General features: G+C 59.5%; 23 protein-coding genes and 1 pseudogene. 8 read left to right on the forward strand and 16 right to left on the reverse strand.

Features of this window, described 5'->3' with window-relative positions; translation table 11 throughout:
* Positions 1-16 precede the first annotated feature (16 nt).
* From BM399_RS14855 to BM399_RS14865, 3 genes are all read right to left on the reverse strand, one after another.
* Positions 17-985: an ABC transporter substrate-binding protein gene (locus BM399_RS14855; protein WP_092868542.1), complete on the reverse strand. Its 969-nt coding sequence runs from the start codon at positions 983-985 to the stop codon at positions 17-19.
* 314 nt (positions 986-1,299) lie between these two features.
* Entirely contained in the window at positions 1,300-3,009 is a 1,710-nt protein-coding gene (locus tag BM399_RS14860; protein WP_092868543.1) for a trimethylamine N-oxide permease, read from the reverse strand.
* 354 nt (positions 3,010-3,363) lie between these two features.
* Entirely contained in the window at positions 3,364-4,083 is a 720-nt protein-coding gene (locus BM399_RS14865; protein ID WP_092868544.1) for a type 1 glutamine amidotransferase, read from the reverse strand.
* A 218-nt stretch (positions 4,084-4,301) separates the two neighbouring features.
* Between BM399_RS14865 and BM399_RS14870 the strand changes: the two are divergent.
* Positions 4,302-6,136 (forward strand): annotated as a pseudogene (locus BM399_RS14870) (alkaline phosphatase family protein).
* Positions 6,137-6,154: 18 nt separating this feature from the next.
* Here the strand turns inward: BM399_RS14870 and BM399_RS14875 are convergent.
* The 5 genes from BM399_RS14875 to BM399_RS14890 all read right to left on the reverse strand — a co-directional run bounded on the left by BM399_RS14875 (position 6,155) and on the right by BM399_RS14890 (position 9,543).
* The gene (locus BM399_RS14875) at positions 6,155-7,324 is read right to left on the reverse strand and encodes a ceramide glucosyltransferase (protein ID WP_092868545.1); all 1,170 of its coding nucleotides are present in this window, start codon (positions 7,322-7,324) and stop codon (positions 6,155-6,157) included.
* Positions 7,325-7,483: 159 nt separating this feature from the next.
* Positions 7,484-7,747: a hypothetical protein gene (locus BM399_RS14880; protein WP_092868546.1), complete on the reverse strand. Its 264-nt coding sequence runs from the start codon at positions 7,745-7,747 to the stop codon at positions 7,484-7,486.
* 169 nt (positions 7,748-7,916) lie between these two features.
* A complete protein-coding gene (locus BM399_RS14885; protein WP_092868547.1) occupies positions 7,917-8,921 on the reverse strand; it encodes a sulfate ABC transporter substrate-binding protein in 1,005 nt (334 codons plus the stop codon).
* 221 nt (positions 8,922-9,142) lie between these two features.
* Positions 9,143-9,319, reverse strand: a complete 177-nt coding sequence (locus tag BM399_RS21235) for a hypothetical protein (RefSeq protein WP_177228180.1) — start codon at positions 9,317-9,319, stop codon at positions 9,143-9,145.
* Positions 9,316-9,543, reverse strand: a complete 228-nt coding sequence (locus tag BM399_RS14890; RefSeq protein ID WP_092869124.1) for a hypothetical protein — start codon at positions 9,541-9,543, stop codon at positions 9,316-9,318. The genes BM399_RS21235 and BM399_RS14890 overlap by 4 nt, the downstream gene beginning before the upstream one ends.
* A gap of 611 nt (positions 9,544-10,154) precedes the next feature.
* Here BM399_RS14890 and BM399_RS14895 point away from each other — a divergent pair.
* From BM399_RS14895 to BM399_RS14905, 3 genes are all read left to right on the forward strand, one after another.
* Positions 10,155-11,534 carry a UDP-glucose dehydrogenase family protein gene (locus tag BM399_RS14895; protein WP_092868548.1) on the forward strand — a complete coding sequence of 460 codons (1,380 nt, stop codon included), beginning with the start codon at positions 10,155-10,157 and terminating at the stop codon, positions 11,532-11,534.
* Between the two features lie 187 nt (positions 11,535-11,721).
* The gene (flhA, locus tag BM399_RS14900; protein WP_092869125.1) at positions 11,722-13,815 is read left to right on the forward strand and encodes a flagellar biosynthesis protein FlhA; all 2,094 of its coding nucleotides are present in this window, start codon (positions 11,722-11,724) and stop codon (positions 13,813-13,815) included.
* The gene (locus tag BM399_RS14905; protein ID WP_092868549.1) at positions 13,812-14,576 is read left to right on the forward strand and encodes a flagellar biosynthetic protein FliR; all 765 of its coding nucleotides are present in this window, start codon (positions 13,812-13,814) and stop codon (positions 14,574-14,576) included. The genes flhA and BM399_RS14905 overlap by 4 nt, the downstream gene beginning before the upstream one ends.
* Before the next feature lies 1 nt (position 14,577).
* Here BM399_RS14905 and BM399_RS21240 read toward each other — a convergent pair whose 3' ends face one another.
* A complete protein-coding gene (locus BM399_RS21240) occupies positions 14,578-14,940 on the reverse strand; it encodes a hypothetical protein (protein WP_177228181.1) in 363 nt (120 codons plus the stop codon).
* A 74-nt stretch (positions 14,941-15,014) separates the two neighbouring features.
* Here BM399_RS21240 and BM399_RS14915 point away from each other — a divergent pair, with 74 nt between their 5' ends.
* From BM399_RS14915 to BM399_RS14930, 4 genes are read left to right on the forward strand one after another with little or no spacing between them, the layout of a single operon-like run.
* Complete coding sequence (locus BM399_RS14915) at positions 15,015-15,377, forward strand: rod-binding protein (protein WP_092868551.1); 363 nt, start codon at positions 15,015-15,017, stop codon at positions 15,375-15,377.
* Position 15,378: 1 nt separating this feature from the next.
* Entirely contained in the window at positions 15,379-15,870 is a 492-nt protein-coding gene (locus BM399_RS14920) for a hypothetical protein (protein WP_092868552.1), read from the forward strand.
* Entirely contained in the window at positions 15,867-16,334 is a 468-nt protein-coding gene (locus tag BM399_RS14925; RefSeq protein ID WP_092868553.1) for a flagellar basal body-associated protein FliL, read from the forward strand. The genes BM399_RS14920 and BM399_RS14925 overlap by 4 nt, the downstream gene beginning before the upstream one ends.
* Positions 16,318-16,881, forward strand: a complete 564-nt coding sequence (locus tag BM399_RS14930; protein WP_092868554.1) for a hypothetical protein — start codon at positions 16,318-16,320, stop codon at positions 16,879-16,881. The genes BM399_RS14925 and BM399_RS14930 overlap by 17 nt, the downstream gene beginning before the upstream one ends.
* A 7-nt stretch (positions 16,882-16,888) precedes the next feature.
* Here BM399_RS14930 and BM399_RS14935 read toward each other — a convergent pair whose 3' ends face one another.
* From BM399_RS14935 to BM399_RS14965, 7 genes are read right to left on the reverse strand one after another with little or no spacing between them, the layout of a single operon-like run.
* Positions 16,889-17,296: a hypothetical protein gene (locus BM399_RS14935; protein WP_092868555.1), complete on the reverse strand. Its 408-nt coding sequence runs from the start codon at positions 17,294-17,296 to the stop codon at positions 16,889-16,891.
* A 25-nt stretch (positions 17,297-17,321) separates the two neighbouring features.
* Positions 17,322-17,867 (reverse strand): chemotaxis protein CheD, encoded by a 546-nt coding sequence (locus tag BM399_RS14940; protein ID WP_092868556.1) that lies wholly within the window; start codon positions 17,865-17,867, stop codon positions 17,322-17,324.
* Complete coding sequence (locus BM399_RS14945) at positions 17,864-18,253, reverse strand: response regulator (RefSeq protein ID WP_092868557.1); 390 nt, start codon at positions 18,251-18,253, stop codon at positions 17,864-17,866. The genes BM399_RS14940 and BM399_RS14945 overlap by 4 nt, the downstream gene beginning before the upstream one ends.
* Positions 18,254-18,265: 12 nt before the next feature.
* A complete protein-coding gene (locus BM399_RS14950) occupies positions 18,266-19,312 on the reverse strand; it encodes a protein-glutamate methylesterase/protein-glutamine glutaminase (RefSeq protein WP_425284099.1) in 1,047 nt (348 codons plus the stop codon).
* Positions 19,306-20,199: a CheR family methyltransferase gene (locus BM399_RS14955; protein WP_092868559.1), complete on the reverse strand. Its 894-nt coding sequence runs from the start codon at positions 20,197-20,199 to the stop codon at positions 19,306-19,308. The genes BM399_RS14950 and BM399_RS14955 overlap by 7 nt, the downstream gene beginning before the upstream one ends.
* Positions 20,196-20,663, reverse strand: a complete 468-nt coding sequence (locus tag BM399_RS14960) for a chemotaxis protein CheW (RefSeq protein WP_092868560.1) — start codon at positions 20,661-20,663, stop codon at positions 20,196-20,198. Before BM399_RS14960 ends, BM399_RS14955 begins: the two co-directional genes overlap by 4 nt.
* A 5-nt stretch (positions 20,664-20,668) precedes the next feature.
* A complete protein-coding gene (locus BM399_RS14965) occupies positions 20,669-22,837 on the reverse strand; it encodes a chemotaxis protein CheA (RefSeq protein ID WP_092868561.1) in 2,169 nt (722 codons plus the stop codon).
* Between the last annotated feature and the right edge of the window lie 7 nt (positions 22,838-22,844).

Here is a 22,844-nt window from a genome sequence, read left to right on the forward strand (position 1 = left end):
AAGAAAAATCCGGTTCTTACTTCGCCCATTCCTTCCACTTCGCCTCATTGGCGGCGATCCATTCGGCGGCAACATCGTCAATCGATTTGCCATCGAGATCGACTTGACCCGACATCTTGTTCAATTCGTTGACGTCGATCGTGTACGCCTTGGCGACCTTGTATGCGCCGGGCCACTTATCCTTCAGACCCTTCCAGGAGTACTTCCAGATTTCGCCGTGCGGCTTACCGCAATCGTATTTCTTGTCCGGATTAACGCCCCACTTCGGATCGGTGTAGCAGGCCGCTTCGAACTCGGGGAATTGCACCCATTCGCCTTGATATTTCGCAGGCGCCCAGTGTGGCGAGTAAATCCACAGCAGGATCGGCGCTTTGCGTTGATATGCAGAATCAAGCTCCGCGAACATCGCGCCGTCGGTTCCCGCGTGCACGACGGTGAACGGAAGACCTAGCGCTTCGACACGCTCATCATCGAATCCTTCCCACGTTACGGGTCCACCGAGATACCGACCCTTGGGCGCCGTATCAGCGGTTGAAAATGCCGCCGCGCATTTGGGATCTTTCAGCGCCTTCCAATCGGGCAACCCCGGGCACTTTTCCTTCATGTAGAGCGGATACCACCACTCTTCCTTTGCCTTGGGGCCAAGCGAGCCGAGACGCTCGGTCTGACCCGTCGCGTCGGAAGCCTTCATGGCCTCGGCCGCCGTCGTATCCCAAAATTCGACGCCGATATCGATGTCGCCGTTGGTGAGACCTGTGGTCAGGCTCGAAAGATAGTCAGCCGTCGGATATTCGACGTTGTAGCCGAGCTTGGTGAGAATGCCGCCGAGGATTTTGGCGTTGAGATTGACGCTCGTCCAATCGAAGAGCGCGATCTTGATCGGGTCATTGGATTCGGGTGCCGCCATGGCTAGAGGCAGGCCCGTCAAAGACAGCAACGCAGCGCAAGCTCCACCGGTCAAAACACGTTTGACAGAACGGTACATTGGTTAGCCTCCAAGCCAACTTTGTTGACATCAAAGTAAGGAAATCGGCATCGCCCGGTTTTTCCTGTGAGTGATAATTTTTGAACTATGCTGCTGATGACCTGATCCGTACAAGGCCAAATTCAAGGCAATCGGCGATTATTCTGGCAGCACAGTTCGAGCAATTCGCGTTCCCCCTTTCGTTAAAAGAAAACTGTCAGTGTGGAATTCCGCGCGCATCAGCGCATCGCGAATTTCATCATTCGCGATGGTGTGAGGGTCTGCCGTTCGACCCCTTCGCAAGACGTGTTGCCGCTAACTCAGCCCGACCTCCGTCACGATGGCGGCATCTGGAAGTACCAATTCGCAACGAGCACGACGGCGAGGCCGCCGAGCAGCGCCAAGTAAGGAAGTATGCCGGCTTTCCGCTCGCCGAGGTCCTGACCGGTCAATCCCAAATCTTCGAGCGCGCCTTTCGGGAATTGGCCTTTGTCTTGGACGTAGTGCCGGAAGGCGAAGACTGGGATGATGAGGCCTGCAAAGATGAAGCCGACCAAGAGCGCGTTCGAATAGCCCCAGACTTTCGCACCGGCGCCCATGAAGAGCGCATTGACGAATGCGAGAACCGTATTCAATCCGATCAGCCACGTCGGCGCGCGATAGGGGCGGTCGAGATGGCCGCTATCGACGCGATGCATCCAGCCCGCATTGAGGTTCAGGAAGTTGAAGATGATGTAGCCGACGTTCGATACGGCGAGGATGAAGAAGTAGCCGCCCGAGTCGGATGCGATCGCGAGCAGAAAGAGGTTGAAGACAAGGTCAGTCCACATGGCGCGTGTTGGTGCACCATGCTCGTTGGTATGGCTGAGATAGCGCGGCAGCCACCCGTCGACCGAGCCCTGATAGAGCGTGCGCGATGATCCGGCCATTGCCGTCATGATCGCGAGGACGAGCGCCAGGATCATAAGTGCAACGAACACTTCTTTGATGAACGCGTTGCCGCTGGCGACCATGTTGGCCATGGCGTCGGCCACACCCGTGCCCGCCACGATGCCCGGGTCCTTCATTCCATCGACGCCGAGAACGCCCTGAAACGTGAAAGGCACGAGGATGTAGAGCAGAAGGCAAAGGAGCCCGGAATAGAAGATCGCCTTGAACGTGTCGGTTCGAGGATTGCGGAATTCCCGCGTATAGCAGATCGCCGTTTCGAACGCGTAGGTGGACCACGCGGCGATGAACATAGCGCCGAGAAAGAGCGTCCATCCGACGTTGTCGCCAACACCCGGGAGATATGGTCCAGCAACATTCGACGCGTGGAACTGGCCGTTGATGAGCGGGACGATTCCGACGATCAACATCGGGATAATGACGAGGAGGCCGATGTACTTTTGCGCGTTCGCGGTGCCGAGGATGCCACGATGCTGAATGGCGAAGACGATCAACATCAATACGGCGCCGATGAAGAACGAAGAGTTGAAGTTCAGCGTTCCAAGCCCCGGCACTGCAACGCTCAGCGCATTGAACGATTGAATAGCTGGCGTGTGGACCGCGGTCACGGCCGTGATGGCGTCGGCTGCGGCTTTGCCGGTATTCGCGGGATCAGCGAGCCAAGCGATGACTTCCGGCGATTGCTCAGTGAAGGCCGGAATCGGCGCGACGGCATTCAAGATATAGCCGGCTGCGATTGCGCATCCGAGGGATAGAACCGGCGACCACGCGAACCAGTTACACCACACCGATAAGGGCGCGATCAGTTTGGAATAGCGGAGCCAGGCCGTCGCGCCATAGACCGAAGCACCGCCGGATTTATTGGGAAAAAGCCCAGCTATCTCTGCGTAGGTGAAGGACTGCAAGAACCCCATGATCATGGAGACCGTCCAGACAACGAAGGCGAGCTTGCCTGCGGTGCCGGCGATGCCGCCAATCGAGAAGAGGACGAGAGCGGGTACGCCGCTCGCCACCCAGAAGGCGCCCCGCCAATCGATGGCTCGATGAAGTGTGTTGCCGGAATCTGCCCCGGTGGCTGGTTCGTAAGTCGCTGCCATACGCATCCCCCGATGCTTGAGATTGATCCGCGTGCGATGTGATAAAACGACAAACGCCACGAACCGGGTCTCCGGCGCGTGGCGCTAAACGATCAGCAGAATTCCGAAAAGTGGATCGCGCCTGGGACATAGCCAGGCGCTGCAGACATTTCCGTCTGCTGCGGCTCCGGTTAGTTGCGCGGTGCCCGATCCGGACATGCGAACCCCTGTACCAATCACAACCAATTAGGCCGCTAAATCAGCGGTATTTCAAGCTATCACAGCAATCAGTGAACGCAACGGATTTGGAGCATTCTGGATAAAATCGATTTCGCCGGAGGCACCGCGCGGAGCGCTGATAATTTTGGCGAGGCGTTAGCGCGAACTGATTTCGCGCATGAAGTTGCGATAGAGTTTTTCTGCGTCGGCGGAGAAATTTGCCATGTGAGGTTTCGCGGTCTCGGCCATGCGCGGCAGTGCGCCCGGTCCGTGCGTTCGCTCCAAAGCCGCGGCGTACGCGGGGATATTGCCCCAGTCCGCGATCGTATTTTCCTCGATCTCGACGTGGTACTGCATGCTCCAGGCATTGCGACCGACGCGCATTGCCTGACACGGGCACACGTCCGATTGCGCGAGCACGACAGCGCCTTCCGGCGGTTGAGCCACGCGTACTGAATGCCATTGGACCGCTTTGAACCACTTTGGCAGATCACCGAACACCGGATCGCTGCCGGCCTCGGGCGTCAGCGCGACGTCGAGTACGCCGATTTCAGAAGGACGTTGCGGTCCGCATGTGCCGCCCAGCGCATCGGCGAGGAGCTGGTGCCCGAGGCACAGCCCGACAAAAGGACGGCCGAGGTCGCGAACCCAGCGCCGGATCGCACGCTTTTCCTCGATGAGCCACGGGCATTCCTCGATGTCCCACACGTCCATGGGGCCGCCCATCACCCAAAGCGCATCATAGTTCTCGAGTGCGGGAATGGGCTCGCCCTCGTCGAGTTCGACAGCGTCCCATGAAATGCCATCGGCGGCAAAGAACTTACGGAAGATGCCAGGATGCTCGCACGCAATGTGCTGAAAAACGAGAAACCGCACGCGGCCCCCTATGCCTGCTATTGAGGCGCGTCTTGTGGCATAATCGAGCGGATATTTCCATCCGTGGGAGAGCGGTGCGGAAGCCTGAACTGTTTGACTGCCCGGTTCCCGCCGTTTCGCGATGACGTGCCCGACATCAGAGGTTCATTGTCGGGCGTTACGCTCGCGGGCTTATCGATATAAAAAATGCAATTTTCCGTTCGAATGAGTGAGCGAAGATGAAGACAAAATATTTTATCGCGTTTGCATGTCTGGCCGTACTCGCGAGTACAGTCCCCGCTTTTGCGGACGCGCCCCGGCACAACGTCGTGCTGTTTGTTCCGGACGGCCTGCGCGCAGGAATCGTGACGCCGGAGACTGCTCCGACGCTTGCCGACATCCGGGACAAGGGCGTCAACTTCGCCAACAGCCATTCACTTTTTCCGACGTTCACGATGCCGAACTCCAGCGGCATGGCGACCGGACACTATCTCGGCGACACCAGCATTTTCGGAAATGTACTTTACGCGGGCTTCCCGATCCGTACGGCGGCGTCGGCGCGAATGGCCTTCATCGAGAACGATGGCGTGATTGGCGACATCGACGAGCATTTTGCCGGCAACTTCATCGACGAGGAGACGATCCTTCACGTTGCGCATCGCGCCGGGTTTAACACCGCTGCGATCGGCAAGATCGGCCCGACACTCGTTTTCGATCACACGTCGCGCGGTGGCGGCGAAAGTGTCATCGTGGATGATGCGACGGGGACGCCGGCTGGTATTCCGCTCGCGTCATGGGTAAGCGACGGTCTCAAGGCACAAGGACTGCCAACGGAAGCTCCCAGCCGGCTTACGAACAAAGAGAGCGGAAATTCCCACGAGCCCGGCACGAAGACGCCAATGTCGTTCAGCAGGGGTATTTCACTGCGGCTCTGACAAGGGTCGTTCTGCCGAAATTCAAATCCGACGGAAAGCCGTTCGTCGTCGTCTTCTGGTCGCGCGATCCGGATGGTACGCAGCATAACCAGGGCGACAGCCTGTTGAAGCTCGAGCCCGGTATCAACGGACCGACGTCCATGGCGGCAATCCGCAATGCCGACTCGAACCTCGCGGTGATCCGGCGAACGCTCGACGACCTTGGGCTTTCCGACACGACCGATATCGTCGTCTCGGCGGACCACGGCTTCTCGACGATCTCGAAACAGAGCGAAACGAGTACTGCCGCTCGCGCCAGCTATGCAGACGTGCCTGCAGGTATGTTGCCTCCGGGATTTCTGGCGATCGACATTGCGGCGGCGCTCAACCTTCCGCTTTACGATGCCGAAGCCGGGAACGCCAAAGTCGAGAGCGGAACGCATCCGAAAAACGGAGACGGCTTGATCGGCGAAGATGCGAACGCGCCGAAGGTTGTCATCGCGGCAAACGGCGGGTCAGATCTCATCTATATTCCGAGCGGTGACTCCGGACTCGTCAAGAAGACAATCGATGCGCTGCTCGCGCAGGACTATGTCAGCGGGCTATTTGTCGACGATAGCCTCGGCACTTTTGCCGGGACGTTGCCGTTAAGCGCGATCAACCTCCAGGGCTCGTCGCTGATGCCGCGACCATCGATCGTCGTCAATTTCAAAAGCTTCTCGACGGGATGCGCACAACCGGTTCTTTGCACCGCCGAGGTCGCCGACACCGGTCTGCAGCAAGGCCAAGGAATGCACGGCAGCTTCAGCCGTGCCGATACCGCCAATTTCATGGCGGCGTTCGGTCCAAGCTTCAAGAAGGGCTTCGTCAGCGAGGCACCTGCGAGCAATGCCGACATCGGGCAGACGGTCGCTCAGATCCTCGGGATGAAGCCGGAAAGTCAAGGCAAGCTCGTCGGCAGAGCGCTGACGGAAGCGTTGCCGGAGGGTGCCGTGCCGACATGGGAGCGCAAGACGATCGCTTCTGGGCCGTCGCCTTCTGGCCTGCGGACGATCCTCAATTATCAGGTAGTGGGCGAGACCAAATATTTCGACGCGGCTGGCTTTGAAGGAGGCACGGTCGGCCTCTCACCGGATCCGGCCTTGGCGCTCACGAAGTAGGACTTCGCGGCTGTCGCCCTACATGCTTTTCGTCGTGACGGCGAGTTCGCGGCTCGAATTCGCTGCGTCCGCTTTGGCGACGCTCATGTCGTTGCCGCGCCAAACGAACGTATCTCCCGCCCAACCTTCGACCCAAAGGAGCGGGAGCAATGCATCGCGCAGCATCCACGCGAGGGGGGACGGCCATTTCAAGTGCCAGCCTGCCACGCGCGCCAAAAGCGCTTCGGCTCCGTACCAGACAACAAGCAGGCCGGCGAGCACCGTCAGCGGATCAAGGCCGACGCTCGAAGCAGCCGCGAAGCCCGATGCGATCGGAAGCATGCTGCCAGAAAGAATTTCCGGCGCGTAGAAAACCGGGAAGGTTACGCGGCGCAATCTCGCCCAGCGCACTTGTCGCGCCCATACCTGCTTTACGGATCGCGGACCCAGCGGCTGCTCGAACGGGCGATCAACAAGGCGCACGCGAAGGCCATGCGCGCGGACGATCTTCGTCGCGGCGGCATCTTCGGCGATCTCGGCGCCCAGCGCTTCGACGCCACCCGCCTCATCTAGAATATCGCGGCGCCAAAGCATCGACTTGCCTTGCGCGAAACCCAAGCCGATCGTGTCGGCGGCGCTTTGCCAGCGGGCTTGATACGTATTGAGGAACGCGCATTCGAGTTCGGCCCAAAATCCTATTGGATGGCTGCCGACGGGCGGCGAGCAAACCAGACCGACGCCCGGCTCGAAGCTGCGGAAGAGATCACCCAGATAGTTCTCGGGCATCAAAACGTTGTTGTCGGCGAGCACAATCCAAGGGAAGCGCGCCGCGGCCCAACCCTTGACGATATTGTTCAGCTTCGGATTGCTTGTCGGCCGGTCATCACCGATGAGCAGCCGCGCTTCGACATGCGGGTATTTCGCGATCAGTTTCCTGACGAATGGCACCGCCGGGTCGTCTTCGCGGGCGGCGCAGAAAATGACCTCATAGCCGCTGTCGGGGAGCTCAAAGGTCGAGCGCAATGTCATTTCGTCAAAATGATCTAGACCGCATACCGGCCGGATGATGCTGACGGGCTCGACGTTCAGGCCGCGCTGGCGGCTCCGAGACGACGTAACGCGCGATAACGCGAGTGCAATCGATACGAGATGTGTGGCCGTAGCCGCTGCGCAGAAGATTAGAGCCGCCGCCGTGACGAAATCGGCCATCTCACCTACCCGGTTAAAAATCCAACCGCTGCATTCCAGGATTCAGTGAAATTTCGACGACAGTTGCGCGACGCATTTATGACATAGAGGAAAACTACCGCGCGGCAACGCAAGCCGACGCGGAAGCGGTGCATTTCGCGCGGGCTTGTTCAGCGACGCTCAGGATTTCACGCCGGGGCCGCGCACCCTTTGCGCGGCGCTCGTCAAAAGGTATGCGCCGGCGAAGGCGGCAACAACCAAACTAATTACCGATGGCAGGCCGTCGTTAAGGTCGACTGCGAGCAAGCCCGCATAGGCAATAGCCGCGCCCACCAGACCGCCGAGCGCGGAGACGACCGTATTGAATACTCCACGCAGTGATAAGCCGTAGAGGATTCCGACTATCAGGCCCGGATACATTGCCGGCCAAAAGTGATCACCCATCGGAACCTCTCCCCATTTCCCTTGTCCCGGCGACGCTAATACGAACGGCTGCGTCCCGTAGCGCTTCTATCAGTCAATTGAAGCTTCGACGAGGGATTGAATGGGAGGAAGCAAGCCGCGCAGGTTGTCGCGGCTTGCCAATTGTGTGCGTGGGCGCGTGCAGCCTCGATCAATTCTGCTTGGTCGTAATCTGATCGTAGACGCCGCCATCGGCAAAGTGTGTTTTCTGGACGGTCGCCCAAGGACCAAGCTTGTCTTCGACCGAGAAGGTCTTGATGGCCGGAAGGTTCGCTTCCTTCAGCACGGCTTCGTTACGCGGGCGAAAATGGTGCTTGGCTATGATTTTCTGCGCGTCGTCAGAATAAAGGAAATCGAGATAGGCCTTGGCGACGTCCGCTGTCTTGCGTTTTGCGACGACGGTATCGACGATTGCGATAGGGGGCGCCGCCTCGACGCTGAGCGAGGGATAAACGACGTCGAAGTTCTGCCCATCGACCTCTGCCTTGATGAGAGCGGCTTCGTTCTCAAACGTCACCAGAACGTCGCCGATGGCGCGCTGCGTAAAGCTTGTCGTGGCGCCGCGTCCGCCACCATCGAACACCGGTACGTTGGCGAAAAGCTTGGCGACGAATTCTCGTGCCTTTTCGTCTGAACCGAGCTTGTCAACCGCATAGCCCCAAGCCGCAAGATACGTATAGCGTCCGTTCCCTGAGGTTTTCGGGTTGGGAATGACAACAGAAGTGCCGGACTTTACCAGATCATCCCAGTCGGCGATGCCCTTTGGATTGCCTTTGCGGACGAGAAAGACCGTGGTGGTCGTATAGGGTGCCGCGCCGTTGGGGAATTTCGTCCGCCAGTCGCTCGCGACGGCGCCTTTGCTCACGAGAAAATCGAGGTCCGTCGGCTGATTGAGCGTGACGACATCGGCCTCGAGGCCTTCAGCGACGGCTTGCGCCTGCTTTGTCGATCCGCCGTGCGCTTGCTTGACTTCAATGTCGCCTCCCGACGACTTCTTCCAGCTCGCAACGAACGCCGGGTTGATTTCTTTGTAAAGCTCACGCGAGACGTCATACGAAGCATTGAGAATGCTCGATTGTGCGAACGCTCCGGGCGATACCGCCACGAGAAGAGCTGTCGCCAAACCAAGCCGCGATATCGTCCGCCCGATCGTCATATGCAGATCCTTTTTATGTAGCGAATTCTTTGACTGGGTGTTGTTCAGCACGAAGAACTGAAGAAGACATCGCGTGCTTTTTCAGCATCGCGACGCCGTCTCGGTAATGAAAGAGAGACCGGCAGCCGATGGAGCCACCGGTCTCAAGTAACCCGATCGCAGAGTGTGAGCGAGCAGGTCCAGGGAGGAAGGAAGCGCCGGCAAGCGTGCTAGCCTGCGCCTTAGAAGTCTGTCGACGGTCCGATCGCCGCGAGCGCGGGAACGGGGTCGAGGTCCCAGTCGCGGTTCACCACTAACGTCAAGTGCCGCCGCGGGGCCGATGTGGCGGGTCGCGGCAAATCGGTAACCTGCTGTGCCTCGACCGCCGGCTGGCCGGATGTGCTGTTGCTTCGGCTCATAGAGCGAACGCCTCCGCAACGCGGCCCGAAGCGCGGCGACGACGCCGGCTTACCGAATGAGCGATCGCTGCGCGTTCCGCGAGAAGCGGATTTGCGAAGCGGCGCCCTTCGAGTGCGCTGTATTCGTTAAGTGCCGCATGGAAGAGATACTCATGTTCTCCTTCTTCACGGATAATAAGTCCTGCCTGGTCGTCGCCGACCTCGATGACGTAAGATTTAGACATGTCTTTGCTCTGCCGGCGGTCGCCAGCGTCCTCTTGAGTGCGATTGTTCAATTGAAATGGCTCAGTCCGGGCTGCGTGATCTCAACAGCAGCCGGGCATACACATGCAGCCCATCATCATCGCGCGAGAGGCATTAGAGCGGGGGTCTAAGTTTTTCATAGCGGTCTCCATTGCGGAGCCTACGAGCATTTCGTAGGGCTTAGCGTTTGATGACGCGGCGCAAGTCGCTTTCGAAATCACCGCGGCCAGCACAGCAGCGTGCCGACAGACGCATGAAAGCCTTGATCGAGGTGTCGGGTCAAATAACAAGAACTTCGATGCTTATGAGGTCAGGGATAAAGTCGGGGCGGACGGCGAAATCTCGACGAAGGGGACGCCTGGATTCTCTGGATCGCCGACCGGTGCGCCGACCGGAGAGGCCGATTCAAGGTGAGAAATCACGCCGTTCAATTGAACGCGGTTAAGGATTGCAGTCTTTTCCTGATGCTCAGTGGCTTGCTCACAGGTATGGGGAGTGCCCGATCCGCCGTGGCAATTTCCCACATACCGCTCCGGTGCTACACCTCGTCAGGTTCGGCGACGAATTCAGCAGGGGAAGGGGGACCTCAAGTATGAAGATTTGTATGGTCGGCGCGGGGTATGTCGGGCTCGTCTCTGCCGCCTGCTTTTCGGACTTCGGCTGGACCGTTACCTGTGTCGACAAGGACCCGAACCGGCTTGCCGACCTGAAGGCAGGCCGCTCCCCCATCTATGAGCCCGGGCTTGACGATTTGTTGGAGCGAAACATCAAGGCCGGTCGCTTGGTGTTTACGGAGAAGCTCGGACCGGCCGTTGCGGACGCCGACGTTGTCTTCCTGGCGGTCGGAACGCCGATGCGGCGTGGCGACGGGTATGCCGACCTTTCCTATGTGTTCTCAGCCGTCGAAGAGGCTGCTCCCCATTTCAACGGATTCACGGTCGTCACGACGAAATCCACCGTGCCGGTCGGGACCAGCCGCGAGATCGAGCGCCGTCTCAAGGCAAAGCGCCCCGATGCCGACGTTGCCATCTGCTCCAACCCCGAGTTTCTGCGCGAAGGATCGGCGATCCAGGACTTCACCCATCCCGACCGGGTTCTCGTCGGCACCGACGACGATCGTGCGCGCGACGTGATGGAGCGGCTTTACAAGCCCCTGGCGCTGCGCGGCTCACCGGTGATGTTCGTCGAGCGCGAATCGGCGGAACTCGCGAAGTACGCGGCAAACGCCTTCCTGGCCCTCAAGATCAGCTTCATCAACGAGATCGCGGATCTCTGCGAGAGCGTAGGCGCCGACGTTCAGCAGGTTGCCTCTGCAATCGGCAAGGACCGGCGTATCGGCGACAAGTTTCTTCATCCGGGTCCGGGTTACGGCGGCTCCTGCTTTCCCAAAGACGTTTCGGCGCTTATCCGGACCGCACGGGAGGCGAGAGCGCCGGTGTCGATCATCGAGCAGGTCGAACGCGTCAACCACGAGCGCAAGCTCGCCATGGCAATCCGCGTCGTAGAAGCCGCGGGGGGTTCGGTTCGCAACAAGACGATCGCGGTCCTGGGACTGACCTTCAAGCCGAACACCGACGACATGCGCGACGCGCCGAGCCTCGTCATCGTGCCCATGCTGCAGGAACGCGGCGCGACGATTCGGGCCTGCGATCCGCAGGGCCGGCGTCATGCCGAGCCTTTGCTGCCCGGCATCGTCTGGTGCGATAGTGCCGACCAGGCCGCGGAAGGCGCCGACGTCCTCGTCGTCGTTACGGAGTGGAACGAGTACCGGGCGCTCAATCTCGAAGCGCTCAAGGCGCGCATGACCGGCAATACCATTGTCGACCTGCGGAACGTCTTCGATGCCGATGCCGTTCGCGAACTCGGACTCAGTTATTCCGGCATTGGCCGCGGCCGGCTCGACGCTGCGAAGGGCGAAGCAAATGCTGCACCCGTTCAAACGGCGCTGCATTCCGTCGAAGCCGCAAAATAGATCCGTCCAGGCGCGGAGAGACCTGACACCATCACGGGTTGGCGATGCAATGGCGCCAACCATCCTTTTGAATTCCGTGTAAATTTCTTATTTTCGCATTTTTCTCCGCTGTTTGGCGGTCGATGACGACCTCGCGCAAGCTTCGGATAGGAAGCTCGCCCCCAAAGTTTGGGGGATTTTTTCGATCATGGCAGCCACGAAAACCGCTGAGGGCGGCGTCGACCTAAATTTGGGTCAGCGCGACGCCGGTTTGGCCGTGGGCATGATCGCCATCCTGATGATCCTGTTCCTGCCGCTTCCGGCGTTCATGATCGATCTTGGGCTGGCTTTGTCCATCGCGCTGTCGATCGTGATCCTGATGGTCGCGTTGTGGATACGCCGGCCGCTCGAATTTTCCGCCTTTCCGACTATCTTGCTGATCGCGACGCTGCTCCGGCTGTCTCTCAACGTCGCGACGACGCGCCTTATTCTCTCGCAAGGCGCCGAGGGACCAAACGCCGCCGGCCACGTCATCGCCGGTTTCGCCCAATTCGTCATGGGCGGCAATTTCGTCATCGGCATCATCGTCTTCATCATTCTCATCACCGTGAACTTCGTGGTCATCACGAAGGGCGCGACGCGTATCGCCGAGGTCGGTGCGCGCTTCACGCTCGATTCGCTGCCGGGCAAGCAGATGGCCGTCGACGCCGATCTCGCGGCCGGGTCGATAGACGAGAAGGAAGCCATCCGGCGCCGCAGGGAACTTGAAGAAGAAAGCCAATTCTTCGGCGCCATGGACGGCGCCTCGAAGTTCGTTCGCGGCGACGCCATCGCTGGGTTGATCATCACTGCGGTCAATATCTTCGGCGGAATCATCATCGGCGTTACGCAGCACGATCTGGCATTCGATACCGCAGCCAAGACTTTTACGTTGCTGTCGGTGGGCGACGGCCTCGTCACCCAGATGCCCGCGCTCATCGTCGCGCTCGCGGCGGGCCTTCTCGTGTCGAAGGGCGGCACCCAGGGCTCGACGGAAGGCATCATCGTCAGCCAGCTCGGCAATTATCCCCGCGCGTTGATGGTGACAGGCGGCGTGATGTTGCTGCTGGCTCTGGCACCGGGTCTGCCCTGGTATGTATTCGCCCCTATCGGCGGCATGCTTTCGTTCATCAGCATGCGCATCGTTCGACAGAGAGGCGAAAGCGCGCAAGCTGCATCCAAAGCGCAATCCGCGAGCGAAATTCCGTCTGCCGAAGAGCAATCGCGTCAGTCCATCCGCGAACAGCTCAAGACGACGGAAATCGAGATCTGCTTCGGCAAGCAAATTTCGACCGTCCTGATGCGCACGACCGGCGATCTGCCTCTGCGCGTCGCCAAGATGCGGCGAAAGTTCGCCAAGCAGTACGGTTTCGTCGTTCCGGACATCAAGCTCGTCGAAGATCTTTCTGTTCCGCCGAAGAGTTATCAGATCAAGGTCCATGGGACGGTGATCGCGACTGCCGAGCTTCGGCTCGGGGACGTGCTCGTCGTTGTCGGCGACGGCCCGAAGCCCGAGGCGCCGGGAGACGAGACACGCGAACCTGCATTCGGCATGAAGGCCTTGTGGATACCGGACATTTTCACGAACGCGCTGAAGCGCGACGGTTTCGTTCCGGTCGAAAACACATCCGTGCTGCTGACGCATGTTGCCGAAGTCATCCGCAACAGCTTGGCGCAGCTCTTTTCATATCGCGATCTTCGCGCGCTTCTCGAGCGGCTCGACCCCGAGTATCGCAAGCTGCTGGAAGAAATCTGCCCGGCGCAGATCTCGTACTCCGGCCTGCAGAGCGTCCTCAAATTGTTGCTCGCCGAGCGCATTTCGATCCGGAACCTGCACCTCATTCTCGAAGCCGTTGCGGAGATCGCACCGTTCTCGCGCAAGGCCGAGCAGATCTCAGAACACGTGCGCATGCGCCTCGCGTCGCAGATTTGCGGCGATCTCAGCGAAGGCAACTATCTCAAGGTCGTGCGGCTTGGAAATCGCTGGGAGCTCGCCTTCCATCAGGCGCTCAAGCGCGATGCCAAGGGCGAAGTCGTCGAGTTCGACATCGAACCGCGTCTCATCGAGCAGTTCGGGGGCGATCTCAGCCGAATGGTTCAGCCGCTCATGGACGCGGGCCATCAATTCGTTCTCGTCACTGCCGCCGAGACGCGCCCCTACGTTCACACGGTTACGGAGCGCCTCTACGGAACGCTGCCTGTCCTCTCTCATCTCGAGATCAGCCGCGGCGTCCAGATTCAATCTCTCGGCTCGGTTTCATGACCGAATTCACTCACGAAACCATTCTGGTTCCGTTCCTTGTCTTCTGTCGCGTGGGCGCTTGCTTCATGCTGCTGCCCGGACTTTCGAGCGAGCGCATTCCGGTTCAGCTTCGACTTTTCGTTGCCGTGGCCGTTTCTCTCGCGATTACGCCGCTCGTGTACGATTCCGTTCGTCCGTCGGCGGGGGAAACACCGAGCAACTTGCTCGGAATGATCATGATCGAAACCTCGACCGGAATCCTTTTGGGATTTCTGGTGCGCGTTCTATTCATGGCACTCGAGTTCGTCGCCACGGCCATGGCGAACTTGGCCGGATACGGATCGGTCTTCTCTCGTGCAATCGACAACAACGACCCTTCTTCGCCGTTTGCGTCTCTCGTAACGATGCCCGCCGTCGTGCTTTTCTTCATCACCAACCAGCACATCAACATCATTCGTATGCTGGAACGGTCATACGACGCCTTCAAAGTCGGGGTGGCGATTGCGGCGCCGCCAAATCTGCAGATGATCGTCGGGCAGGTCGGGCTCGCCTTCAAGTTGACGCTGCAGCTAAGCGCTGCGCTCATCGTCTATTCGCTGACGGTCAATCTCGCGTTCGGCTTCCTGAACAAGATGGTGCCGCAGATACCGATTTATTTTGTATCGACACCGTTCGTCGTGCTCGGCGGTCTCTTTCTGTTGCTGCAGATCGACAAATCGGCCATGGAGATTTTTTCCTCCCTGGTGACACAGGCGATCCAGAACCTTGGCCAAAATGGCTAGATCATCGAAAAAAGTCAGTCGGCTCGTCGAAGTCTTTCGTGATCTCGAGACCACCGAGAGAGCCAGGGTCGGCGAATTGACCCGCCAAATCAGTGAACTTCGGAGCTCGCAGGAAGAGATCATCGCCACCCTCGCCAATCCATCCGCGGTCCACGAGCCCTTTCTGGCGCTGATGTCGCGGAGCCTTGGGAACATTCAGCGGCGCCTTCAGCGTCTCTCGAACGAACATGCGGCGGTGCTCGCTCGCTATGCCGCGGCTGCAGCCCGTACGCGCGCTGCGAATTCCTTGCTGGCTGACGTTCGAGCCGAGGAATCCCGCAAATCCGAGCAGCGGGAACTCGAGGCTTTGCTCGAATTTCAGCAAGCTACGGCGGCGCAAGGCCGGGGTAAGTCTACTCGTTCATCGTGAGGCTTCATCCTCCGCAACCGAAACGAGCTATGCCTATCATTTCGCCCACAGCTGCCGCCGATCAGGCCATGTGGACCGCCCGACAGACAGTCCGGCCGGCGCCATCCGCCGACGTTCGCTCCGTTGACGCCGCAGCGCAGGAACAGACCGGCCAGACGCAGAAGAGCAAGGCCAAGGAAGCCGGCCAACAGTTCGAGGCAATGTATCTCCGGCAGATGCTGGAAGAGTGGATGCCGAAGGATTCGGAATCTCTCTTCGGCGATGGCACCGCGGGAACGGTATGGCGGGGAATGATGGTCGATACCTTAGCGACCACTCTGTCGAAATCGGGAACGATCGGCATCGCGCAAATGATCATCAAACCGGAACCCGACGGTTCCAGAGGACAGTAAAATGAGCAGTGCGGCGGCGGAAGCAAAAGCCGGATCTCACCAACCTTCGCCCGCAGCCGTCACGCGCGCCGGCGCTGTTGTTCAAAGCGGCCTTCGGTCTGTGCTGCCTAGCCGCGCCGTTACGCGCGACATCGAAGCCGCGCGCGCACTTGTGATCCAGGTCATCCAGCGTATCGACAGTTGCCTCGACGAGGAAATCGCAGCTTTGGACAAAGTGCCAAACTTCGATCTCAAGGCTTCAAACGATCGCAAGAGCCAGGGTCTCGTTGATCTCAGCCAGGCCATGCGGCGGTTGAAACCGGCCGACGTCGATGACGAACTCAACATGCAGCTTCAGGCATTCCGCGCCAAGCTCGCCATCAATCTTCGCAAGATCTGCCTTCACCTCGATGCGGTCAAGGAGATCACGGCGATGCTGTCCCTCGCCATCCAGAGCGCGGAATCGGACGGCACTTATACTCGTCACATCGGACCGCAGCGGAGCCCGACGTGATCCGACTACTCGTCTTATCGCTCATCGCCTGTCTCTCCACGATCGGCGGCGTCTATGGCGCTGTTTCCTGGAAATCCAATGCGAAGACGGATACGGCGAAGGAAACGGGCCCCAAGCTGCAGATGATGAAAACTCATATGGTCAGCGTGCCGATCCTGACGAACGGTGAAGTCATGGGTTATGTCGTGACGCGCATGCAGTTCACGGCGGACTCCGAACTTGTTAAACTCAGCACGATCCAACCGGAAGTGTTCGTGGCCGACGAAGCGTTTCGGCAGATCTACGAGACCACGCCGAACGATATCAGGACCGGACGCAAACAGGCCATCAAAGATCTCGCAGCCAACATCGCGGCCGGAGCCAATAAGCGACTCGGCCGGGACGTGATCAAGGACATCGTGATCGACAGTTGGACCTATCTCTCAAAAGCGGACATGATGAAAAACAATGAGCGCAATCGATAGTAACTTCGGCTTCGATGCCGTCTTCCGCCAAACAGCCGCCGAGCTCAAGCTTCGGCTAGCGCGCGATGCAGGGCTTTCCCGCAAGCCCGTGACTCCACGGCAGCGCGGCGGCATGGCAGCCTTCGCGATATTCGCCGGTCTTGGATTCTTATCGGTGCTGATCTTCGCGATCGGCTATTCGGCGCTGCTGTCCGATGAGCCCGAGATCTGGATTCATCGACTGATGGCGCTCGCGGTCATGCAAAGCATCCTGATTGCAGCGGTGACGATGAAGCTCGCTCCCATCATCGAGCGCCGCGGGTCAATGATCCGCATTGGGGAGCAACTCAATTTCTGGCAAGCGCCTGCCGACGACGCACGCAAGCCTGCGCTGCCTGCCGCAACGGTTCCACCGCCGCTGCCAGAGCCCAGAAAGCCCGTCATTGGCGGAAAGCTCGCCGGCCGCGAATATCTTGAATATGACGATGGATCCATCGAGATCGATACGCTTATCGGGCGACGTCGCTTCGCGTCGCTTGCGGCCGCACGCGAATTCGTCGGATCCTAAGCGCCGGTCAGCCCGTCATAGGCCAATTGCCGAAATCATCGAACTCGCCCGTCTCTTCATTGGGCGGATCACTTGGCGTCTGCCGCCCGGTCAGCCGATCAGAAAGATCGGCGAGTTTTACTGCTTGAGCGGCATCGGCAATGTCGACCTTCCAATCGAGCGACGAGCTTTTTGAGACGCCAGCGAGAAAGTCGGCGACTGCACCGAGATTCTGGCAGAGCCGATCGAGGCTTTGCAGCTCGTACAGGGATTGCGAGCCGCCGAACGCTCCGGCCACGACGAGGTTGCTGATCAGATCCTGAAGATCGCTGGCGGTATCCGACATCATCCGCATCTCTTCAGAGACCGTCGTCAAGATCTCCTGTACGGGCACGCCTGTGCGCCGCGATCCATCGTGTCGATTGCCGTCGTTCATCTCTTCCCAGTCCCCAAAAAAGCGATCAGAAAAGTTCGAGTTCGCCGGCATTGACATCGACCGTTGCGACGGGCATCTGCACGGGCTTTTCGATTTTCGCGGGGCCCGCGAGCAAAATTTGCCGCGCACGTCCTGAAACCGGCCAATACTGGATACGCCGCCCCTGCAAACCGCCGGTGCTGCCACCGACATAGGAAATACCTTCGGCCTTGAGAAAGCGTTGCGCGAATTCAGCGTTGTGCTTTCCGATGTCGGAGTGAGAGCGAACCGTGCGGGCGCCTCCGAACAATTTCGCCTCCAGCCGATCACGCCGGCCACCAGCCTTCAGCAGGCCGTTGACGAGCATTTCCATCAGATGGACGCCCATGCGTTCGTCCTCTGCTGCGGTCGCACCGAGGTTACCGGGCAGAAGAAAGTGGTTGATGCCGCCCACTCCCGCAAGCGGATCGCGAATGCATGCGGCAATGCAAGACCCGAGAATCGTCGTCACCATGACATCCCGGTCGCTAGTGACGAAGAACTCGCCTTGAATTATGTGGACGCGATTTTCCGTCTTTACGGCGGACGTCATGTCAACTTACCGACAACAGCTTCGATGCACGTTTTGAGTTGTGGCACAGCGAACGGCTTCGCGAGGAAGTTATTGAGCCCCCACTTCTTGCCTTCGTCGATCAGAGCTTTGTCGCCCTTACCCGTCACGAGGATGAAGCCGACTTTGCTTGTGGGCGCATGCTGGCGCAGCGCACGCAAAAGCTGAATGCCGTCGATCTTGGGCATGTTGTAGTCCGAAATGACGAGATGGCAGGGCGCCGTCATCATCATTTTCAGCCCCTCTTCGCCGTCTTTGGCGACTTTGAAGTTCTTCAACCCAATCTGATCAAGACCGTCGGTTAGAAGCGCCCGGCTGACGGACGTGTCATCAACGACCAGAATCTGCAATTGCTGCATTGAGGGCATGGTATTCGCCTCCTAGTTTTTCTTCTTCATTGACGTTTCTGCGATGATCGCTGCCGCAAGGCGGTCGAGGGGCAGCTGACTTTCAACGGCACCGACTTCGAATGCCGCTTTCGGCATTCCATAGACGATGCAGCTGGATTCATTTTGGCCGAACGTTTTGGCGCCAGCCTGACGCATGGCGAGCAGGCCCGCCGCGCCGTCCTTTCCCATGCCGGTCAGAATGACGCCGACTGCGTTCCCCTTGCAAGAGCGCGCTACGGAGTTGAAGAGCACGTCCACCGACGGACAATGCCCGCTGACGCGTTCGCCGGCCTTCAAACGGCAACGAAGATCCGGCGTGATTTCGAGGTGACGCGTTCCTCCCGGCGCGAGAAAGACGTTCCCCGGCAAGAGCTTTGCATGGTCGGTCGCTTCCTGAACCTTCGGCGCGCAGAGCCTATCGAGACGGTCGGCAAAGCTGTGCGTGAATGCAGGCGGCATATGCTGAGTTATGACGGTCGGCGGACAATTCTCTGGAAATCCGGACAGCAGTTCCAGAAGAGCTTCAACGCCGCCTGTCGATGCGCCGATGGCAACCACGCGGCCGTCGGAAACATACGACTCATGTGCCGATCGGATGCCTCTTGCCTGCCGATGGCTGTCTTCCGTTCTGATCAGAGGCTTCACGCGGGCCGACGCTGCGATCTTGACCTTGTATGGCAGCTCTTCGAAGCTGTGCTCATTTCCCGGCCGCGGTTTTTCTATGCAGTCGATCGCGCCCATCTCCAGCGCCTGAAGCGTTTCCTCGGCACCGCGTTTCGTCAGGGTCGAAACCATGATGACCGGCATCGGACGCAGCCGCATGATCTTTTCGAGAAATTCCAAGCCGCTCATATTCGGCATCTCGACGTCGAGCGTGACAACATCGGGGTTGAGCGTCTTGATGGCCTGACGCGCCTGAAGCGGATCCTCGGCCTCGCCCACAACGACGATATCGGGATCCTTTGTCAGCGCCGTGGCGATCAGCCCGCGCATGGTGGGCGAATCGTCGACCACGAGAACTTTGACTTTTCTCATGATGGCTTGCCGCCCTTCTTGCGATAGCTCGTGATGCCATCGCTGGACAACGATGCTGATGCGGGTCCGGACATACGTTCGGAATGTCCGATGTAGAGCGCGCCGTCGTCGCGCAGCAGACGCGCCAAGCGGCTCCAAATCATGCTTTGTGTATCGCGGTCGAAATAAATGACGACGTTCCTGCAGAATATCGCGTCAAACGGGCCGTTGAACGGCCAGGTCCCCATCAAATTCAGCTCACGAAACGAAACGAGAGAGCGTACCTCGTCAGAGATTTTCAGCATCGCGCCGCGGCTGTCACCAGGCACGGGCTCGAACCATTTGGAGCGCAGATCGGCCGGCACATCACGCACCTCTTCCTTCTGATACTGCCCCTTCTTTCCATGCGCGACGACGTGGGGATTGAGATCAGTTGCCAGGATGCGGACGTCGAGCGAGGCGGCATTTGGAATGGCCGAGAGCACCGTAAGCGCCATGGAATATGGCTCCTGTCCGGTTGAGCACGCGGCCGACCAAAGTCGGACGCGATCGCCCCGACGGGCACGCTCCGCAAGCGGCTCGACGATCTTGGTGCGCAAATGCTCGAAGTGATGGGGCTCGCGGAAGAAGCGCGTCACATTCGTGGTCAGCGCAGCGATCATGCTGCCGCGCTCGTCTGCATCGGCGCGTACCGTCGCGCAGTAATCGGTAAACGTCGCGATCCCTCGCGCCCGCAAACGCTTCGCAAGCCGCGAATATACGAGGGTCGCCTTCGACTGCGGCAAGTCAATGCCGGCCTCCGCCTTCGCGATGTCTGCGATCTCGCGGAAATTTGCGGCCGAAAACGCGAACTCGCCTGTTACGAGAGCTCCGGAATCGCGCGACGAGGAACTCCCCAATGCGGATGTCATGCGGCCGCCTTGGCGCTTATCGGCAGCACGCTTTCCAGCGTGACGATGCTGATCATGCGGCCTTCAACGGCATAGACGCCTTTGACAAAAGTTTTCGCGAGATCCGACGCAACGTCGGGCGTCGGCTGCATCGAGGCTTCGGACGTCGTCAGGATGTCGGAAACTGCATCCACGAGCAGGCCCACGACCTGCTGATAGACCTGCACGACGATGATGACACTTCGCGCTGTCGGCTCAGTGAGACCTATGCCGAACCGCATGGCGAGATCGACGATCGGAAGAACCGCGCCGCGGAGGTTGATTACGCCACGCACGTAAGCGGGGGCGTGCGGCAACGGCGTTGCGGGCGTCCAACCGCGGATTTCGCGAACACCCATAATGTCGATGCAGAATTCTTGCGCTCCCACGCGGAAAGCGACGAACTCGCGGTTTGCGGAGTTGGCAGACGAACCGACTTCCTGCATGATCGTTATCCTCCAGTTCCATAGTGTACGTCGCCGCCGATCTGCTCTTCGAGCGAGCCCGAGACCAAAGCGTCGACGTCGAGAATGAGTGCTACGCGGCCATCGCCGAGAATCGTGGCGGCGGCTATACCGGCAACTGTGCCGTAGTTCGCTTCAAGACTTTTGATGACGACCTGGCGCTGATCCTGGATCGAGTCGACCAAGAGCGCGTTGCGCGCGCCGCCGCCGGTCTCGACCAGTATCGCCACGCTGCGTTCCGGATCCGCCGGCGTGTCGCGGAAGCCCATCTGGGTGCCGACGTCAATGAGCGGTACGAAGGTATTGCGGATGGCCATGACCCGGCTGTCGGCGCCGATGCCGTGAATCTCGCCCTTCTTCGGCTTCAACGTCTCGACAATCGCCGTCAACGGCACGACGAGCGTCTGACCTGCGACCGACACGGCCATACCGTCGAGGACGGCAAGCGTCAGCGGCAGACTCATCGAGAACGTCGAGCCCTGTCCCGGTCGCGACGAGATCGATATACGGCCGCCGAGGGCCAAGATCGAGCGCTTGACGACGTCCATGCCGACGCCGCGGCCGGAGATGTTCGAGATCGTGGCGGCCGTCGAGAAGCCGGGCAGGAAGAGAAGATTATCGATGTCGCTATCGGAGAGCTGCGCGTCGGGCGAGATAAGACCCTTCTTGATCGCGGATGCGCGGACCTTCGGCCGATTGATGCCGGCGCCATCATCCGAAATCTCGATGACGATACGCCCCGATCGGTGAGCCGCGCTCAAACGAACGTTGCCTTCGGGGGACTTCCCGGCCGCAATACGCTCCTCGGGTGATTCGATACCGTGATCGACCGCGTTACGGATCATGTGCGTCAGCGGCTCTGCCAGACGCTCCACGACGGTTTTGTCGACCTCTGTCGCTTCGCCGTCGGTTTTGAGGCGAACCTGTTTGCCCGTTGTATCCGCCAGCTCGCGCACGATGCGCGACATGCGCTGAAAGAGAGGCTTAACAGGCTGCGCGCGGATCGCCATCACGCTTTCCTGAATCTCGCGCGTCAGCTGCTCGAGTTCTTCGAGGCCGATAATAACCGATGATGAACCGGCGAAATTCGCTTCGATCACACGTTGAGACAGCATCGCCTGATTGATCACAAGCTCGCCGACGAGATTGATCAGCCGGTCGACACGATCGAACTCGACGCGGATGGTCGTCTGCGTTTGCACAGCGACGGCCTTCGCCTCGGTCGCTTGCGGTGACACCGCCGCGGTTTCGCTCGCGATCACTTCCGTCGGCGCGGGGGCAGATTGTGGATGGTCTTCAGAATTCGTTTCAGTCACTGCCGTTTCAGGTTCGCCCGCGGACGCGTTGCCAAGCGCCTGCGCCAACAGAGCGGCAATCGCTGCATCCGAAACTTCGGATTGACCATCTGCTTCGATGGAGATTTCCGCTTCTCCGTCGACGAATTCGAACACCTCGCGAACGGCCTCGATCGGTGCTTCCGATGAAAGCTTGATGTTCCAAGAGAGATATGCGCCGTTGGGATCGATCGTATCGAGACCCGGCACTGCGGACGCATCGCAGCTGACTTCCGCATTGCCCAATCGAGAAAGCTCTCGGACGATCAACACCGTCTCGTTGCCATTGAGGTAGAGTTCCGGCCTGGGCGTAAAGCCGACGCGATATTCATGTACTGGCGCCGCGGTGGGCTCCGGCGCCATATCGGGAAGACCGAAATCTATGACCGTCGGCTGGAACTCGATGACTTCCTCGACTTCTTCCTCGCCTTCGACGGTCGTCAGCGCCTTGACGTCTGCAGCGACGCCCGCGTAGCTCGACTCGTCGATTTCCTTGCCGTCACGAGATGCTGCCACGAGATCGGCCAGCACGTCGGCGGCGCGGAGCATCGCTTTCATCACGTCGGCGGACGGGTGAAGTTTGCCGCTCCGCACGTAATCCAGTGCCGTTTCGAACGTATGCGCGAATTGCACGAGCGCCGTCAGCTTGAAAGCGCCTGCGCCTCCCTTGATCGAGTGCACTGCGCGGAAGACGGCATTCACCGTTTCGGAATCGGTGTTGCCTTCGTCCATTGAAAGTAAGCCGAGTTCCATTTCCGAGAGCTGCTCTTCGCACTCCTGGAAGAACGTCTGGCGGATTGCGGCCATCGTATCGACGGTCATCGTTGAT

It is taken from the genome of Hyphomicrobium facile (assembly GCF_900116175.1).
GTDB lineage: Bacteria > Pseudomonadota > Alphaproteobacteria > Rhizobiales > Hyphomicrobiaceae > Hyphomicrobium_B > Hyphomicrobium_B facile.